Raw genomic sequence first — 17,082 nt, 5'->3', positions numbered from 1 at the left:
CGTCCGGCGCCGGCAGCGGTCACGGCGAGGCGTATGCGCCTCAGCCCGCTTCGTGCAGCCCGTCGTCGACGCGTGCCTCACCGCGGGCCGAGAGTGAAGTGAGCACTTTCCAGCCGCTGTCGGGTTCGTGGGCCACGGAATACTCGGACCGGGTGGCTTGGTGCGTCGCCCTGCAGACCCGGATCTCCCCGGCGGACGTGAATCGCAGAAGCTGCGTGCACCGGTCCATCACACCGCCGATCACGGTCATCCCCAACTCGGCCCCGCCGTCCGTTCCGTACTGCAGGACCGCCTCGCCGGTGGCCACGGCGATTCTGGCGCTCACGGTACATCGGGGACCGGTGGCACCAGGCTGGATTCCGGGGTTGAAATGCCGGTGGATCGCCATCGCCGCACGCATCGCGCGCTTCGCATGGTCCCTGGGCAGATCGGCGCCCCGGAAGAAGCTGAAGGAAACCTCTCCCATGCGCATGCGGATCGTCCCGTGGTTCCTCTCGAATTCACGGTGAATCCTCAGGGAGGCGCTGTGGGTCAGCTCGGCGGTTTCCTCGGGCGTCGGCTCGCCGTCCCATGAACCGACCTGGACTTTCACCATGACGACGCTGATCAGCTCCGGCTTGCGGTCCGCCGGCAGCAGGGGGAGCGGAATGACTCCGTCGTGGCGCTGCTGCCGGGGAGCGGAGCCGCCCGCCGAAGGGTGCAGCAGCACGTCGCGGGAGGACGCCGGGTGGGCCGAGGGGATGGTGGACAGCGGCGAGAGCGCCGGGTCCTGAGTGATGATGGCCGTCTGGAGGGCTTTGAGGTCGTGACCGGGCTCCAGGCCGAATTCGTCGTCGAGCAACGACCGGATGCGCTGGTACAGAGCGAGCGCGTCGAGTTGTCGGCCGCATCGGTAGAGGCCGACCATGAGCTGTCCCGACAGCCGTTCGCGTGACGGGTGGCTCATGTGGAGGTTCTCCATTTCCTCGAGAACCGCGCGGTGGCGACCCAGCGCCAGCTCCGCCTCGAAACAGTCCTCGCGGACGTTCAGGACGAAGTTCTCCAGAGCCTCGATCTCGGGCCAGACGATGCCCTCCTCCACCAACTCCGAAAGAATCGGCCCCCTCGGCAGGCTGAGCGCGGCTCGCAGTGCCTGACGTGCCGGTTCATGGGCGCCTTCGGCGAGGGACGCCCGGCCGGTCGCGGCGAGTTGCTGAAAACGCGACAGATCGACGTCCTTGGCGGCGACCCGCAGAAGGTAGCCGGGCGGATGGGTCAGCAGGATCGGCTCATCGGCCTGCGGTTGGCCTTCGTTCATGGTCCGCCGTAAATCGGACACGGCGTTCTGCAGCATCTTGCGCGCGGTCGCGGGGGCGCCCGAGGGCCACAGGGCGTTCAGCAGATGACTGGTCGGCACCACACGGTTGGAGTAGAGGAGCAGCAGGCTCAGCAGACCGCGCTTGACGAAGCCGCCCAAGGGCACCGGCTCGCCCGCCCGCGTGATGTTCAGTCCCCCCAGAACCTCGAATTTCATAGCGCCTCCACCTTCCGTGTATGTCGTGGTCGTCGCCTGTCCGGTGCTTTCGCGGGCGCCGCGGCCCCTGGTCGGGACCGCTGGTGGTGGCCCGACTCGTGGACGCGGGGCGGCCCGCGGTCCGAGTACCGGATGCCGCCGGAGCCCCACGGCATCTGTGCGCGGGGGCTCGCTCACCGAACCGGTCGGGAGAGACGGAATCCACCAGCGCGTCCGGCAGAGGGCCCAGAGGCGGCACCTCGTGGTCGGCCGCCTCGGCGCCGCGGATGGCGTGGGCCACGCTGCCGTTCGCCCCGGTGCGGCCGTACACGTTGCGCGGCCGCACCGCCAGGAAAGGCCGGGACGGTTGGGCCCGCGCCGACCGCGGCACGTGACCATGCGCCAGCAGCGGCTCGCGCACACCAGGGAACTCGGACCCGGCGACCGCCCAGGGGGTGTGGACATCGATGTCGGCCCCGCCCGGCGGGACGAGCCCGGGGATGCCGGCGGGTCCTCCGACGCGGGGAGAGGGAGCGGCGGTCGGCTCGGCGGCGGTGAAGTGCCCGGCCTCGGGGCCGCCTTGGGCGCTGGGCTCAAGCCGTACCGGCTCCATCATGGCCGCCTCTCTGCGCGTTGAATCGTCGCTCGGGACACGCGGCATCGCCGGGCTCTTGGGTCACGTCCGGAGGCACCGCCTCCGGACAACGGGAATTCTGACCTCCGCAGATGCCGCCTGGATACCTCGGCAGACAGGTGGTAGGGGAAACAATGGAACGTTCCAAGAATGTCGACCGAAGCCCGGCCAGGTTGTTCTCCTGCGAGTGGATCGTGTGGTAGGGGCACGCTTCTGTTGCGCGTGGGGGCCGGCGCCACGATCGTCGTGTCACCCTGAGATCGCTGCTGAGTCCACTGTTGTCCGGCGTCGGGACGGGTGCGCTTTCCGTCCCGTACGAGCGCGTCGGATGCGGTGCGACCGCCGGTCCCAAGGGCTCCGTCCCCGCCTCCGGCAAAGCCGCGTTTCTCGGCCTTGCCGGAGGCGCTCGCGATCTTCCTCCGCCGTTCCCTGGCGTCGGGCTTCGCAGTCTGTGGGCGCGCCGTTCGCGGCAAGAGGGTTCGCCGTTGCCTGCCCGCCTGCCCGCCTGCCCGCCTGCCCGCCTGCCCGCCTGCCCGCCCGCCCGCCCGCCGTTCGGGCTGTCTGCTGGTCTGCTGGTCTGCTGGACTGCCGCTGAACAACGCGGCGGCGATCCCCCGGGCCCGGGTCCGGGCGGGCTTCCGGTTCAGGCCTTGGCGCGCGCCGCCCAGACGTCGCGTTCGGTGCGCACCACCAGGTCGTCGCGGCGCAGGACGCTGTGCGGGCCGTCGACGTCGAGCAGTTGGTCGAGCGAGGCCAGGTCTTCGGCGGACAGCGCGTCGGCCACGCTGCCGCGCAGGCGCCGCAGGGTGGCCGACGCGTAACGGCCGACCGCCTCGCTGCCCGCGCCCTCGATATGCACGGAGACGGTGCGCTCGCCCTCGATCGCGAATCCGGCGGCGGTCAGCAAGGCGCCCCAGTCGGCGCCGCGGTGGGACACGTGCTCGGCGTGAAAACGATCGCTCGCCTCATGGCAGCGTTCTTCCAGACCGGGCCGGTCTTCCGGGGCGTTCTCGGGCAGGAAGCGGGGGAAGCCGGCCAGCTCGACGACGGCGAACAGTCCGCCCGGTGCGAGCGTGTCGTAGACCTTGCGCAGCGCACTGCCGGGGTCCGCCATGTGGTGCATCGAGGCCGAGGCCCATACGAGGTCGGGTGAGCCGAGGTCCGGCCAGTTCGCGGCGCCGAGGTCGGCCCGCACGGTACGCACGCGGTCCTGCACTCCCTCGGTGCGCGCCCTCTCCCGCAGGCGGTGAAGGTGTTCGGCTGAGGAGTCGACGGCGGTGACGTCCGCGTCGGGGAAGCGGTCGAGGAGCGCGAAAGTGCCGGTGCCTGTCCCGCAGCCCAGGTCCACGATGCGACCAGGAGCCGACGTGATGGGCAGCCATGCGGTGATGGCGGCGATGTGCTCGGCGAGAACCTCCGCGTCCAGGTCGAGGATCTCGGTCTGGCTGTCGGAGTCGGCGACGTGCCGGCGGCCGTGAGGGGAGGCGTGCGGGTGTGTGTGGCTCATGGATCCACAGTAGGGAGAATATGCGTACTGGGCATGAAAGGTTGCCGAAAGCGCAAAGAGATGCCTCACTGAGGGGCTCGGTACGCAACATGACTACCTCGGCGGGATGTCACTCCCGCGAGACGATGTCTGGTTCGTGGTCTCGGAGTCTCCGCCGGCACCCTTGCCGATGGGGTCGCGTTGGTGGCCGCGGCGGGCGTCGCGGTCGAAGATGCCCAGGATCTCGCAGGGGCCCGTCTCGGTTCCGATGGCGTGCGGGAGCATGGTGGGGAACTCGGCGGCCTGGTTGGTCTCGATCCGGAAGCGGCGGTGGCCCAGCAGCAGGATCGCGGTGCCGGACAGGACGACGAGCCATTCCCGGCCGGGATGAGCGCGCAGGCGCGCGGGATTGTCCGGCGGCGGCTCGGTCATGCGCTGGCGTACGACGCTCATGCCCGGGTCGCCCTTGACGGGCCAGCGCATCAGGCCGTGAGCCCCGTCGATCACCGGGCTGGTGACGACATCGTCGGAGGCGGTCTCCACCAGCTGGTCCAGGGACGTGTCCAGGGCGCGAGCGAGGGTGACGAGCTGATCCAGTGCGAGGCGGCGCTGACCGTTCTCGATGCGCGAGAGCGTGGACTGGCTGACCTTGGCCCGGGTGGCCAGTTCCTCCAGCGACCAACCCTGTGCCACCCGCAGAGCCCGGATCCGTCTGCGTACGAGGCTGTCCAGCTCTCCATCATCTTGCGTCATAGGCAACATCTTATGCCCTAGGTGCAATACGGGGTGGTCCTCGTGGTGATCCGGAACAGCTGGTGCCACGTTCGGGCGAAGAGAGGACATGCCGGTGACGGCGCCTTCGTGGCCCGCCGCGTCCTGGAGGTCGCCGCCCCGACGCGGTCGCGCACCGATGGCCTCGACGGCCTGAAGCCGTCGATGGAGGACACGCCCGGCACCATCGGCCGCGGCTGCGCCTACCGGCATCCCGGCACCGCCGACGTGGCGGGAGTGCGGGGGACCGGCAACGGCACGGACCGATCACCCGGGCCGGTGCTCGCGCGGCTGGAGCCCCGACCGGATTCCACGGCAACGCCGTCCATGGCACCGCGGACGGCGACCCCGACGTCGCGCACGCCTTCGCCCTGGCGCGGGCGATACCACCACGCTCCGACACACGGGCCTTCGCCGGCCCACGCCCCACCCCATCGAGCCCGACCACCGCGTGACCACGTCGAACGACGCGTCCGGTGGCGGGGCGGAGCCAACCCCTTCACCCGGCGACCGGCCATGCTCCGGCGCCACCCCACATGCCCGTTCGAGAGGAACCCATGAGCACGAACCGGACGAACCAGCGCCGGCTACCGCGACGCCGTCGACGACAGGCTGCACGGCATCCCGCGGGGGACCGCGGACACCGCGCGCGAAGGCGTCGCCAACGCTGTCGAGGCCGCGGACGGCGCGGGCTCCCGCGCACCGGACCCGGTCCACACCGCCCAGCAGTCCTTCGTCGACGGATGGCGGCAGGCGATGTGGGCGGGCGTCGCCGTCATGGGTGTGCTGTTCGTCCACATCGCCCTCCCTGGCCCGAAGAACACCGCCCCCGCCGGCGAGGGCGCCGTGGATCGGCACGAGGTCGGGGCGGAACTTCCTTGGCCACCCGACCAATTGGGCGACCACCTCGTCCAGGGGCGCGTCGCGGAGCCGGGGGCGGCCGGCCGCCGAGGGGTTGTCGCGGGTGTCGCCCTGCCAGGGCGTCCGAGGTCGGCCCGCACCAAGCGATCGCCGAGATCCGGCCCGGCTCAGGTACGCCATCCATCCTGGTGTGAGGGAGCGGGCTGGTTCCGCTCGTCGCCGTCGCTCTGTTGGCCGGCGGCCCAGGAAGCGAGGAGAGCGAGGCTGTCGTGCGAGGGCGTTCCCGGTTCGGCACTGTAGGTGATCATCGTCAGGCCGGGTTCGGCGGCCGGTCGGAGGAGGTCGTAGCGCAGTTCCAGTGCGCCCACGACGGGGTGCTGGAAGCGTTTCGTCCCTCGGCCGTGGGCGCGCACGTCGTGGCGGGCCCACAGCTCGCGGAAGGTGTCGCTGCGGGTGGACAGCTCGCCGACGAGGTCGGTGAGTGCGCGGTCCAAGGGGTTGGCGGCGGCGCGTAGTTGGGCGGTGAGGTCGTCGGCGACCTGGTCCCAGTCGCGCCAGAACTCGTGGGCGCGGGGAGTGAGGAACGTGAACCGGGCGAGGTTCGGCGCCGTGCGCGTGTCGGTGTAGAGCACGCTGTACAGGGCACGCCCGAGGGGATTGGCCGCGATCATGTCGAGGGTGGGGGTGCGGACCAGGGCGGGGACGCCGACGAGGGCGTCGAGGACCGTCTGCAATTGCGGCGCGATCGCCTCCGGCGAGGTGCGGCGGGACCGGGACGCGGCGGACGGTCTGTCGGCGCGGGTGAGGTCGAGCAGATACGCCTGCTCGGCGGCGTCGAGTCGCAGCGCACCGGAAATGGCCCGCAGGACGCTGTCGGAGGCGTTGGTGAGCGCTCCGCGCTCCAGCCGGATGTAGTAGTCGATGCTCAGCCCGGCCAGGGCCGCGACCTCCTCGCGCCGCAGCCCGGGCACCCGCCGCTTGCGGCCGGCCACGGGCAGTCCGACCGACTGGGGGCTGATCCGTGCCCGGCGGGAGACCAGGAACTCCTGAATCTGCCGGCGATGGTCCATGTCCTCCACGGTAGGCGCGGGTGAGACGGTTATGGAGGGCTCGGCAGTACCCCCTTCGACGTGTCCTGCCACACCGCCGGTCATGCTGCTTGACTCGACGCCATGACCAGCAAGAACAGCTCCCGGTGATGCGGCCCCGGCTCGTCACCCTGACAGGGACCGGCCGCGCGGCCGGGCATTCCTCACGTCGCCGCCCGGCCACTGACTGAACCGGCGCCTGCTCGTCCCCGCGTTCCTGCTCGTCCGTCGCCGGCGGCCCGCGGCACCGAACCTCGCCGTGACGGCGGCCGTGCTCAGGACGACCACGGAGGCCGGGCAGCCGTCGACGCCGGCCGCGGGTGACTCGACCCGCGAGGACCGGTACGGCGGAGTCGTCGACGGGCCGTACCGGTCGAGCGCTCACCGACACCGGCGTCGTACCGGCACGGGTAGCCGGTGACGAGAGGGACACCCAGGGTGACCACCACCCCCAACACCTGGACAGCAGGTCGAAAGATGACCCATGGCATGACTCCCCCTCCCATCGAAGAAAGGACCGTCATGGCCCTCGGAACCGCAGTGATCGTCGGCGTCGGACCTGGCCTCGGCCTCGCGCTTGCCCGCACCTTCGCCGATGCCGGACACCCGGTCGCCCTGCTCGCCCGCGACAGGGCGAGGCTCGACTCCTACGCCGGCGAGCTGGCCGCCGCCGGACATGACGTCCGCGGTTACGCCACGGATGCCGGTGACCCCGGCAACCTGCGCGCCGCGCTCCACTCCGCGATCACCGAACTGGGCGCCCCCGATGTGCTCGTGTACAACGTCGGGGTGCTCCGCAGGGACTCGCCGACCGGTGGTGACGACCAGGACTGGGCCCGGGTCACGGCCATGAATGTCCTGGGTGCCAGGGTCGCGGCCGAGGCCGTCCTGCCCGAGCTGCGCGACGGCCGCGGGAGCCTTCTGTTCACCGGAGGCGGCTACGCGCTGCACCCCTCCAAGGACTTCGCGTCCCTGTCCGTCGGCAAGGCCGCGCTGCGTGCGTACGTACAGGTACTGCACGACCAGTTGGCGGGCACGGGTGTGCACGCGACCAGCGTCACGATCACCGACGAGATCGGCGGCGGGGAGACGCGCTTCGACCCGGCGGTACTGGCCCAGGCATACCTCGAACTGCACAACCAGCCCGAGACCGAATGGCAGCACGAGCTGATGCGTTACTGAATCCTCCCGATGGGTTCGTGGACGGACCGAGCTTTCCCCGAGGGGTTCGTGGACGGCCGGCGGTGCCCCGTGGGGCACCGGATGGCCGGTCGTGCCGGGCCGCACCGGCGTCGGTCCAGCCCCTACCATCGCTTTCATGAAGATCGCGGTGCTTGACGACTACCAGAACGTGGCTCTCGACTGTGCCGACTGGAGCGGTCTGAACGCCGAGGTGGAGGTGTTCAACCGTTACATCCCGGACGTCGAGGAGTTGGTTCGCGGGCTCGCCGGGTTCGAGGCGATCGTCGCGATGCGTGAACGCACCTGGTTCACCGCCGATGTTCTGGGCCGGCTGCCCGATCTCAAACTGCTGGTCACCACCGGGCCACGCAACGCCGCGATCGACCTGATGGCCGCCGCCCGGCAGGGCGTCGTCGTCTGTGGAACCGGCTACTACCCCGAGCCCACGGTCGAACTCACCTGGGCGCTGATCCTCGCCGCCGCACGCAACCTGCCGGTGGAAGAACGATCGATGCGGGACGGGGGCTGGCAGCGCACGGTCGGCACCGAGGTCCGCGGAAAGACTCTCGGCCTCCTCGGACTGGGAAACCTGGGCAGCCGGGTGGCGAGGATCGGCCAGGCCTTCGGCATGGACACCATCGCCTGGAGCGAGAACCTCACGCCCGGACGTGCGGCCGAGCACGGGGTGAGGGCAGTCACCAAAGAAGAGCTTTTCGCCGGCGCGGACGTGTTGTCGGTGCACCTGGTGCTCAGCCCTCGCACCCGCGGGCTGGTCGGCAGCGCCGAGCTCGCCGCGATGAAGCCGTCCGCGATCCTGGTGAACACCTCGCGTGGCCCGCTCGTCGACCAGGACGCGCTCCTGGACGCCCTGCGGCGCGAGGCGATCAGATGCGCCGCACTCGACGTCTACGACACCGAGCCGCTGCCTCCTGACCACCCGCTCCGTACGCTGACGAACACCGTGCTGACCCCGCACATCGGCTACGTGACCCGCGAACTGTACGAGGTCTTCTACCGCGACGCCGTGGAGGACATCGCCGCGTTCCGAGCCGGCCGGCCGATCCGTGTCATCGGCTAGCGCCGTGCCGGACACCGCGAGGCGGTGAACCGTTCCGGTCACAGCACCGGTCAGGCCATCGCCCTGAGAAGTCATGCCCAGGCGACGGAGTTTCGAGCCGGTACACCGGTTCGAGCGCCTCGTGGCGCGCTGGGCACGGCAGAGGGCAATCTCGCCGCACGGTTGCCCGGAGACGATGTCTACGGCCTGGCGGGAAGCCGGACCGTGACGAGGAGACCGCCGGCGGAGCGAGCGGCGAGGTCGAGGGTTCCGCCATGGGCGCGGACGATGCTGTGCACGATGGCCAGGCCGAGGCCGACGCCGGCGTGCTCGTCCGTGCGTACGCGTTCCGTTCCGCGCTGGAAGGGTTCGGTGAGGGTCGGTACCAGTTCCGGTGGGAGCCGACGGCCGGTGTTCTCGACCCGCAGCACGCTCGTGTCGCCGCGCGCCTCGGTGTGGACCGTCACGGTGCCGCCGGCGGGGAGGTTGTGGACGACGGCGTTCTGGACGAGGTTCGTCACCATCTGCTGGAGGAGCTCCACGGAGCCGCTGGTCCGGGCCGTCTCGCCGGTGACGTCGAGCGCGACGCGGCGCTGTTCGGCGAGGGGAAGCAGCGTCTCGCCGGCTTCCTCGGCGACGAGGGAGAGGTCGACGCTCTTCCGGGTGAAGGATCCGCGGTCGCCGCGACCGAGCAGCAGGAGGGCCTCGATGAGGTCGATCGCCCGCGTATTGACGGCGTGCAGGCGCTCGATGAGTTCACCCCGGTCCCGTGTGGGGTCCTTGCGGGCGACGTCGAGGAGCGTCCGCGAGATCGCCAGTGGGGTACGCAGTTCATGGGAGGCGTTCGCGGCGAACCTCCGCTGTCCGGCGACGTGGGAATCGAGTTGTTCGAGCATCAGGTCGAAGGTGTCGGCGAGTTCACGGAATTCGTCCTTGCGGCCCTTCATGCGGATCCGGTGGGACAGCGACCCGCTGCCGGCCATCCGTGCCGCATGCGTGATCTGGGTGAGCGGCGCGAGCATCCGGCCGGCGAGGATCCACCCGCCGACGAGCCCGAACACGAGCAGGAGGACCATCGCCACGGCCGCGGCGGGGGCGAACATGCGCACAAGGAGGTAGCGATTGGGCGCGATCCCGAGAAGGCCCCGGGAGTTGTCGGGTACGTAGCGCAGCAGGAACACCCACACCACGGCCATGAGGAGAGCGCCGGCGACGGCGAGGAACCCGGCATAGCTGAGGGTGAGTTTCAGGCGGGCGCTGAGCCCCGGGCGTCTACGCATGTGTGGCGCCGGGGTCCGGGGTGTCCCTGCCCGGGGTGATGGAGCCCGTGCCGGTGCCGATCCGGTAGCCGACACCGGGCACCGTGGCGATGACCCATGGCTCGCCGAGCCGTTTGCGCAGCGCGGAGACGGTGATGCGCACCGCGTTGGTGAGGGGGTCGGCGTTCTCGTCCCAGGCCCGTGCCAGCAGCTCTTCGGCGCTGACGACCCCGCCCTCGGCGGCGACGAGGACGTCCAGCACGGCGAACTGTTTGCGGGTGAGCGCGACGTAGCGTCCGTCGCGGAAGACCTCCCGGCGGAAGGGGTCGAGCCGCAGGCCCGCGATCTCGCGGACCGGAGGCCGGGCGTACGCGCGTCTGCGGTCGAGCGCCCTCAGCCGCAGGACGAGCTCCCGCAGATCGAACGGTTTGGTGAGGTAGTCGTCGGCGCCGAGCCCGAACCCGGAAGCCTTGTCGTCGATCCTGTCGGCGGCGGTCAGCATGAGGATCGGGATGCCGCTGCCGGAGGCGACGATGCGCCGGGCCACGTCGTCACCGGAGGGGCCGGGGATGTCACGGTCGAGGACCGCGAGGTCGTAGGAGTTCACACTGAGCAGTTCCAGGGCGGAGTCGCCGTCGCCGGCGATGTCGGCGGCGATCGCCTCCAGCCGGAGACCGTCCCGCACGGCTTCGGCCAGGTAGGGCTCGTCCTCCACGATCAGTACGCGCATGCCCGAAGCCTAAGCAGCACGCCATATCGCCGACGTATGCGGAGACGTGCGCACGCCGGACACGCCACTCAGCCCGCCGACGCCGACGCCGACGCCGACGCCGACGCGGGGCGAGGCCGGTCCGACGGCGCTTGCGCCGTGGCGCGCCACCAGTGGCGCGACGCCAGCGCGGCCAGCACGGCGCCGACGGCGTTCACCAGTACGTCGTCCACCGAGGACACCCGGTCCAGCCGCAGGACGTACTGCGCGGTTTCGACCAGGGCCGAGCAGCCCGCCCCGAGCGCCAGGATCCGCGGCAGGGACGCCAGTGCCGTGAACCGCATCGGAGCGAAGAATCCCAGCGCCGCGAACACCAACAGGTTGCCGACGATCCCACCCGGCCCCATCGTGACCAGGTCCCGCAGCGGTACCAGGCTCACCCGAGGGGGGACGGTGCCGGCTCCGCCGCCCGGCATCATGGTCATCCAGAGGAACGGCACCGTCCCGTGGACCATGCCCACCTCGGCCAGCGACTTCCGCCACGCCGATGTGACGCCGGCCGCACGTCGAAGGCGCGCCAGAGCCCACACCACCAGGAAGGCCAACGGCAGCGCCACCAACGTCATGAGCACCACACCGTTGAACGTGTCGAAGCAGCCGTGCCACCGCCCGGCCACGCACCTCGGAGCGGACATCATGAGCGGCCGCCGCAGGACGAACGCGGCCCCCGCCGTGCCGAGGCCCGCCAGACCGAGGAGCACGGCCTGGCGCGTGAGACGGGGCGGCGCTGACAGTGATGCGTTGTGGTCCATGCCCCCATTGGAGGCGCAGGGCCGTTGCGGCGGCGTATGCGATGTGCGATACACCCGCGATACACGCGCCCCCCGCATCCAGAAACAGCTGACGAGCCGTCAGGTCGCGGGCCGCACGGACGGCGGTCCGGTCGCCGGGCAGTGTCCAGTGGGCGACCTGCGTGGGCTTGAGCGAGCGGGTGCGGACGAGAAGCAATGGGCCGCGGTCGCGCTGACGGCTTCACCGGGCTTGCCGACGGCCGGAAGGAATTGCCACGAGGCGGGCCGTCGCATGACCGTCGCCGTTTCGCGGATAAGGACCGGAGCCGGTCTCTGGTTGTGACAGCCCCCGCGAGCACCTTCCTCGGACGGCGCGCGAAGATGGCGGGCGACCGGTGCCCGTACCGACCGCGTGCTGATGACAGCGGGCCGAGAGCGTCCCGCCGAACCCGCCGCCGATCGATGACCGCACCGCCGGAGGGACCGCCTCGCGAACGTCCGCTCACCACGATCCAGGGTTCGGGGCTCAGTGGCGTCAGTGGGGGGCCGGGCCGGCACAGTGCTCCACCTGGCCCTTCGGAGACGCGGCCGTCTCGGCCGGCCCTGGGCTGGGTCAGCCCGGCTTGACCGCCAACGTCGCGAAATAGTTCGACATGTATGGAGCGGATGCGTTGGAATGGTGCGGCGCTTCCGCGAAGCCGGTGAGGACGAACCCCGCGGCGAGTTGCCCGCCGATCTGGTCGGTGAGGGTGTGGCTGTATTCAAGAGGGGCATCCGCGCCGAACCTCGTGGCGCGTTCCTCGGCGGAGTAGTGCGTGACATCGCTGTAGGGCAGCTTGTGCACGACGATCAGCTCGCCGCGCTCGTCGAGCGCCTCGTGGTCGAACAAGTACACATCAGGGTTGAGGAATCCCACGAGCAGGGTTCCGCCCGGTCGCAGGGTGCGGAAGCACTCACGCCACACCGCTGCCAGGTCTGGTACGAACAGGTTGGAGACCGGCTGGAACACGACGTCGAATGTCGCGTCGCCGAAGGCGCTGAGGTCGCGCATGTCGCCCAGGACGGTGCGCAGTTCGAGTCCGTCCCGCGCCGCCACCATCTGGTCCTGGCCGAGCTGGCGGGGTGAGTTGTCGAATACGGTGACCCGCGCCCCTGCGGCGGCGAGGATCGGACCCTGCTGGCCACCGCCGGAGGCCAGGCACAACACGTCCTTGCCGGTCAGGTCCGTCGGCAGCCAGGAGCGGTCGACTGGCTCATGCCCAACGAGAACGATCGACCAGTCGCCCGTGCGGGCGCGCTCGACATCCTCCGAACTCACCGGCCTCGACCACTCGTTGCCCTCTTGGACGTATTTGTCCCAGGCTGCTCGATTGTGGGCAACCGGGTCTACGGCAATGTCCGGCATGTTCAACTCCCTGCTACAGCCGAGCGGACACCTGCTGTACTGACGGTTCGATGCCGCCGGCCAACATGATCGCAGGGTGCGGGCTCAACGAGATCAGCGGGCCTTGAGGCTCGTCGTAGCGCCGGCGACGCATGGCCCGCACCAGCCGTGGTCGGAGGCCACCGGCCGGCAGGTCACGCGGCCGGGTCACCCGCCGGCCCTTCGGCCGCCGCGCCCGGCCGCCGCGCCCGGGCGCCGCGGTCCGGGCAGAACGGGATGTCGTCGAGGTCTGCCGCGGTCCCGCCGGGGGTACCCGGTATGGACGGCCGTGCATCACGAATTGCGGGCCGACGGACCGGCGCATAAGCACGCGGCATGTTAAGTTAACATGAAGGTTCGTTTTTTTCGCTGAGGATGGCCCATGCCCAAGGTCACGCAGGAGTACATGGACGCCCGCCGGGCGCAGATCCTGGACGCGGCGCGCCGCTGCTTTCTGCGCGACGGATTCCATTCGACGTCCATGCAGGACCTCTTCGCGGAATCGGGCCTCTCGGCCGGTGCGGTGTATCGGCATTTCGCCAGCAAGAACGAAATGATCACGGCGATCGTCGAGGAGAACATGCGCGACGTTCTCGCGATGGTCAACAGTGTCGCGAGGAACAGGCCCAGCAGTTCCATCGGTGATCTCATCGCCGATGTCCTGGAAATCGTGAAGACCAAGACGGCTGAGCAGAACATCGCCGGGCTGTCCGTACTGGCCTGGTCCGAATCTCTGCGGAACCCCTCCCTGGCCGCGCAGTTCGACGATCTGATGGCTCAGATGCGCAACGCGCTGACCGATGTCATCCGGGAGCACCAGCAGCGCGGCAGCCTCACGGGCGCGGTGTCCCCGGAGGCGATCGCCGCCACGTTGATGTGCATGCTGCCCGGCTACATTCTCCAGCTGGCCATGGGGGACTCCAAGACGCTGGAGGGGGTCCCGGACGCCTTGCGCGCGCTCTGGCCGGACCCCGCGACGCCCTGAAACCGACGGTGACCGGGCGGACCATTCCCTCGGAATGGGCCGCCCGGAACGGGATTGCTCGGAAGGAGCGAGACGGGGAGCCGGCCGGGTCACGTGCCTGACGGTTGACCGCTGACGGCGGAAGTCAGGGAATTACGCGGCCTGCGCGGCGCCCATGCAGTCGGAGTACGAGACGATCTCTTCCCTGAGCAGTTCCTCCAGTACGGCCACATTTCCTTCCTGGGAGGCCGTGGAGAATGCCGTCAAGAACTGGCGGTGGTCGGCGGCCGTGACAGTGGCACGCTTCTCCGCGGCCAGATGCCTTCGCGCCCGGCTGACGAGTTGGCGCGCGTTGGTCTGGGACTGGCCGAGCACTTCGGCGATCCGCCCGTACGGGTAATCGAATGCCTCTCGGAGCACATACGCCGCCCGCTGCGCCGGCGTGAGTCTTTCCATGAGTATCAGCACCGCGACTTCCAGCGCCTCGCCGTCCACGGCTCCCAGTGCGGGGTCACCCCCGCTGCCGGCCTGCTCCAGCGGCCACTGACGGCCTCCCGGCGGAAGCGGACTCCACGGTGCCGGTAGGTCGCGGACACGACACCGTTGCTCAGGTCGAGGCCGCGTCTGTAGTCACTGATCGTCTGGGCTGTGTGGTCCGGCAGCGTGATCCGGAGCTTGGCCAGGAGGCCGAGACTTCCGAAGTCATCGGGTCCGTAGGGGAGTTGCCCGTCGTCGGTTGGGGTGTCACTGCGTCCGCCGGTCCAGAACGAGCCGTCGGTGAGGTAGAGGAAGTCGTCCGCCGGGTCGCAGCCGATCAGAGCCCCCAGGCGGCCGTTTCCCAGCGGCAGAGCCTCCTGAATGATGCGTGACTCGGCGGCGGGCGTGCGATACCAGAGGCTGGTCGCCTCGGTCTCCGGAACGAGGGTCACGTCGGCGGGACGCTCGGGAGCGGCGTGCGCGGTGAACGGCGGCAGACCGCCGAAGACCGCGAGACCGCCACCGGCGGCACCGGTGAGGGGAGGGGGCTTCCGCAGGGATGCGGCCGACCCCGGCAGGCCCCATCGCCGCCACCACGCGGCAGGCCGCGTGAGCGAGGGCGTGCCGGGAGACCTGGCGCGGAAGATCCTTCTCCGGCGCCGCCCGGTGGACCGTCGCGGGGCTGACATCCGGCCTCGTGACCAAGCCCCTGCCATGGGGTTCAGTTGGTGCCGGGTGGGTGTTGCGGGGAGATCAGGCCGCTCTCGTAGGCGAGTACGACGGCCTGGACGCGGTCTCGGAGGTCGAGCTTCGACAGGATGCGGCCGACATGCGTCTTGACCGTGGTCGGGCTGAGGAACAGGCGGTCGGCGAGTTCGGCGTTGCTGAGGCCGGTCGCCAGCAGGCGCAGCACTTCGAGTTCGCGCGGGGTCAGCCCGGACAGGTCGTGGTGGAGGCCGTTCGGCGGCGACTCCTGGCGGTGTGCGAAGCGCTCGATCAGCCTGCGGGTGATCGTGGGCGCCAGCAGCGCGTCGCCGGAGCGCACGAGCCGCACGGCCGCCACGAGGTGCTCGGGGGTGACGTCCTTGAGCAGGAAGCCGCTCGCTCCGGCGGTGAGCGCCGCGTACACATAGTGGTCGAGGTCGTACGTGGTGAGGATGATGACCCGGGTGCCTTCACCGCCCTGGACCCCGCTGCCGAGAATGTGCCGGGTGGCCTCGATGCCGTCCATCCGCGGCATCCGGATGTCCATGAGGACGACGTCGGGCCGGGTGCGCCTCACCGCGTCGACCGCCTCGGCCCCGTCCGCCGCCTCGGCCGTCACCTCGATCCCGTCCGCGGCGAGGATCATTCCGAATCCCGTACGCACCAGGGCCTGGTCGTCCGCGATGACGGCGCGCAGGGCGGGCCCGTTCACACCGCCTCCCACGGGATGTGGGCCGTGACCCGGTATCCGCCCGCGAGCGTGGGCCCGGCCGTGAGCTCGCCGCCGTAGACCGCGAGGCGCTCGCGCAGCCCGATCAGGCCGCGGCCGTTGCCGTCCACCGGCGGCGAGTCGCGGACGGCTCCCGTGTCGGTCACCTCGATCTCCAGCCAGGAGCCGGCGAGGCCGATCGTCACCGTCGCCCCGGCGCCCGCCGCGTGCTTGATCGTGTTGGTGAGCGCCTCCTGGACGACGCGGTACGCCGTGAGTTCCACGCCGGGCGGCAGCGTGCCGGGCGGCAGCGACACCGTCAGGTCCACCGGTGTCCCGGCGGCCCGCACCCGTTCGGCGAGGCCGTCGAGCTGTCCCAGGCCGGGCTGCGGTTCCAGGCCGTCGGCGGGGCTGCCGGCGCCCGCGTCCGGGCCGGCGAGCAGGCCCATCACATGGCGGAGTTCGGCCATGGCGGCGCGGCCGCCGGCCTCCACCGCCAGCAGTGCTTGTCTGGACCGCTCCGGGGCCGCGTCCATCACCTTGCGCGCCGCGCCGGCCTGAATGACCATCACGCTCACATTGTGGGTGACGACGTCGTGCAGTTCGGCGGCTATCCGGGCACGCTCCTCCTCGACGGCCCTGCGCATGGCCTTCTCCTGGTCCTGCTGGAGGTCCGTGAAGCGCTTCCGGCTGGCCTCCAGCCGCAGGCGCCCGAAGCGGACGAGACTGGCCAGCACCCCGGCGACCAGGAGCACGACCGCCGGGCTTGACCAGCCGGGCAGCACGGGGTCCGAGTCCCGGAACGCGACACCCGCCAGCACCGCGGTGACGATCAGCGCGGCCATCGCCCGCGTCCGGTAGCGGCTGTGCACGACGGCTCCGTACGCCCCGATACTGCAGGTCAGCACGTTGATCCAGGAGACGCGGTCACCAATGGCGAGTGCCGCGGCGGCGACCACCGCGAACGCGAGCAACGGATACCTGCGCCGGGCCACGAGCGGCAGGGCCGACAGCACGACCAGCACCCAGGGAGGCGCGGAGGGCTCCGGTTCGTACCCGAACCCGGGACGGGGAACGGCCGGCGGGTGGGGGAGTGATCCCCGGCTCTCGGACACGGCCCTGGAGCTGATCCGCACCGGCCCGTCGCCGGGGTAGCGCGCCGCGACGATCAGCGCGACGACGGTCAGCACGACCGCCAGCACCACGTCCACGCGCGCCGCCCGCCGGGACAGCGGGGCGGGCCTGCCCTCCGGCCGCATCGCGTCGCCGACGTGAGCCCACCACGTCCCGGGCCGCAACACGTCGCCGGCCCGCTCCCGCCATGTGCCCGGCCGCCGCACGTCGCGTGGCCGCCCGTACGGGTCCTCCGTCTTCATCCGCACATTGTGTGGCCCCGCGGCACGGGTCCGCGTCCGTCTGGACGGCCGGACCCCTGTCCGGCAGGAGTACTCCTCGGGGATGACCCCGCGGCGGG

15 protein-coding genes are annotated in these 17,082 nt (G+C 70.7%); 3 read left to right on the top strand and 12 right to left on the bottom strand.

The window, feature by feature from the left end:
• Positions 1-40: 40 nt before the first annotated feature.
• The 4 genes from GFH48_RS02760 to GFH48_RS02745 form a co-directional block, all read right to left on the bottom strand.
• A complete protein-coding gene (locus GFH48_RS02760) occupies positions 41-1,513 on the bottom strand; it encodes an AfsR/SARP family transcriptional regulator (protein ID WP_194280473.1) in 1,473 nt (490 codons plus the stop codon).
• Between the two features lie 1,256 nt (positions 1,514-2,769).
• Positions 2,770-3,633 (bottom strand): class I SAM-dependent methyltransferase, encoded by an 864-nt coding sequence (locus GFH48_RS02755; RefSeq protein WP_153286699.1) that lies wholly within the window; start codon positions 3,631-3,633, stop codon positions 2,770-2,772.
• A gap of 93 nt (positions 3,634-3,726) precedes the next feature.
• Entirely contained in the window at positions 3,727-4,365 is a 639-nt protein-coding gene (locus GFH48_RS02750) for an XRE family transcriptional regulator (RefSeq protein ID WP_153286698.1), read from the bottom strand.
• A gap of 1,046 nt (positions 4,366-5,411) precedes the next feature.
• Positions 5,412-6,314, bottom strand: a complete 903-nt coding sequence (locus GFH48_RS02745) for a helix-turn-helix domain-containing protein (RefSeq protein ID WP_153286697.1) — start codon at positions 6,312-6,314, stop codon at positions 5,412-5,414.
• A 540-nt stretch (positions 6,315-6,854) separates the two neighbouring features.
• On the opposite strand from GFH48_RS02745, the gene GFH48_RS02740 reads away from it, so the two are divergent.
• Complete coding sequence (locus GFH48_RS02740; RefSeq protein ID WP_194280472.1) at positions 6,855-7,514, top strand: SDR family NAD(P)-dependent oxidoreductase; 660 nt, start codon at positions 6,855-6,857, stop codon at positions 7,512-7,514.
• A gap of 136 nt (positions 7,515-7,650) precedes the next feature.
• Positions 7,651-8,592: a D-2-hydroxyacid dehydrogenase family protein gene (locus GFH48_RS02735; protein WP_153286695.1), complete on the top strand. Its 942-nt coding sequence runs from the start codon at positions 7,651-7,653 to the stop codon at positions 8,590-8,592.
• Positions 8,593-8,771: 179 nt separating this feature from the next.
• Here GFH48_RS02735 and GFH48_RS02730 read toward each other — a convergent pair whose 3' ends face one another.
• From GFH48_RS02730 to GFH48_RS02715, 4 genes are all read right to left on the bottom strand, one after another.
• Entirely contained in the window at positions 8,772-9,851 is a 1,080-nt protein-coding gene (locus GFH48_RS02730) for a sensor histidine kinase (protein ID WP_153286694.1), read from the bottom strand.
• A complete protein-coding gene (locus GFH48_RS02725) occupies positions 9,844-10,560 on the bottom strand; it encodes a response regulator transcription factor (RefSeq protein WP_153286693.1) in 717 nt (238 codons plus the stop codon). Before GFH48_RS02725 ends, GFH48_RS02730 begins: the two co-directional genes overlap by 8 nt.
• Positions 10,561-10,628: 68 nt before the next feature.
• Positions 10,629-11,351: a VanZ family protein gene (locus GFH48_RS02720; RefSeq protein WP_153286692.1), complete on the bottom strand. Its 723-nt coding sequence runs from the start codon at positions 11,349-11,351 to the stop codon at positions 10,629-10,631.
• A gap of 592 nt (positions 11,352-11,943) precedes the next feature.
• Entirely contained in the window at positions 11,944-12,735 is a 792-nt protein-coding gene (locus GFH48_RS02715) for a class I SAM-dependent methyltransferase (protein WP_153286691.1), read from the bottom strand.
• 400 nt (positions 12,736-13,135) lie between these two features.
• Between GFH48_RS02715 and GFH48_RS02710 the strand changes: the two genes are divergently transcribed.
• Positions 13,136-13,738 (top strand): TetR/AcrR family transcriptional regulator, encoded by a 603-nt coding sequence (locus tag GFH48_RS02710; RefSeq protein ID WP_153286690.1) that lies wholly within the window; start codon positions 13,136-13,138, stop codon positions 13,736-13,738.
• A gap of 132 nt (positions 13,739-13,870) precedes the next feature.
• Here GFH48_RS02710 and GFH48_RS02705 read toward each other — a convergent pair whose 3' ends face one another.
• From GFH48_RS02705 to GFH48_RS02690, 4 genes are all read right to left on the bottom strand, one after another.
• Positions 13,871-14,173 carry a sigma factor-like helix-turn-helix DNA-binding protein gene (locus tag GFH48_RS02705; protein ID WP_153286689.1) on the bottom strand — a complete coding sequence of 101 codons (303 nt, stop codon included), beginning with the start codon at positions 14,171-14,173 and terminating at the stop codon, positions 13,871-13,873.
• A 5-nt stretch (positions 14,174-14,178) separates the two neighbouring features.
• Positions 14,179-14,646, bottom strand: coding sequence for a glycoside hydrolase N-terminal domain-containing protein (locus tag GFH48_RS38945; RefSeq protein ID WP_228120294.1), 468 nt, complete (start codon positions 14,644-14,646; stop codon positions 14,179-14,181).
• Between the two features lie 269 nt (positions 14,647-14,915).
• Positions 14,916-15,611, bottom strand: a complete 696-nt coding sequence (locus tag GFH48_RS02695; RefSeq protein WP_228120287.1) for a response regulator — start codon at positions 15,609-15,611, stop codon at positions 14,916-14,918.
• On the bottom strand, positions 15,608-16,867 hold the full coding sequence (locus GFH48_RS02690) for a sensor histidine kinase (RefSeq protein WP_407698697.1): 1,260 nt from the start codon (positions 16,865-16,867) through the stop codon (positions 15,608-15,610). Before GFH48_RS02690 ends, GFH48_RS02695 begins: the two co-directional genes overlap by 4 nt.
• Positions 16,868-17,082: the final 215 nt, after the last annotated feature.

The sequence above is a fragment of the Streptomyces fagopyri genome (genome assembly GCF_009498275.1).
GTDB classification, from domain to species: Bacteria; Actinomycetota; Actinomycetes; order Streptomycetales; family Streptomycetaceae; genus Streptomyces; species Streptomyces fagopyri.
Note: the sequence above shows the minus strand (reverse complement) of the source record. Positions and strands in the feature narration are given on the sequence as shown.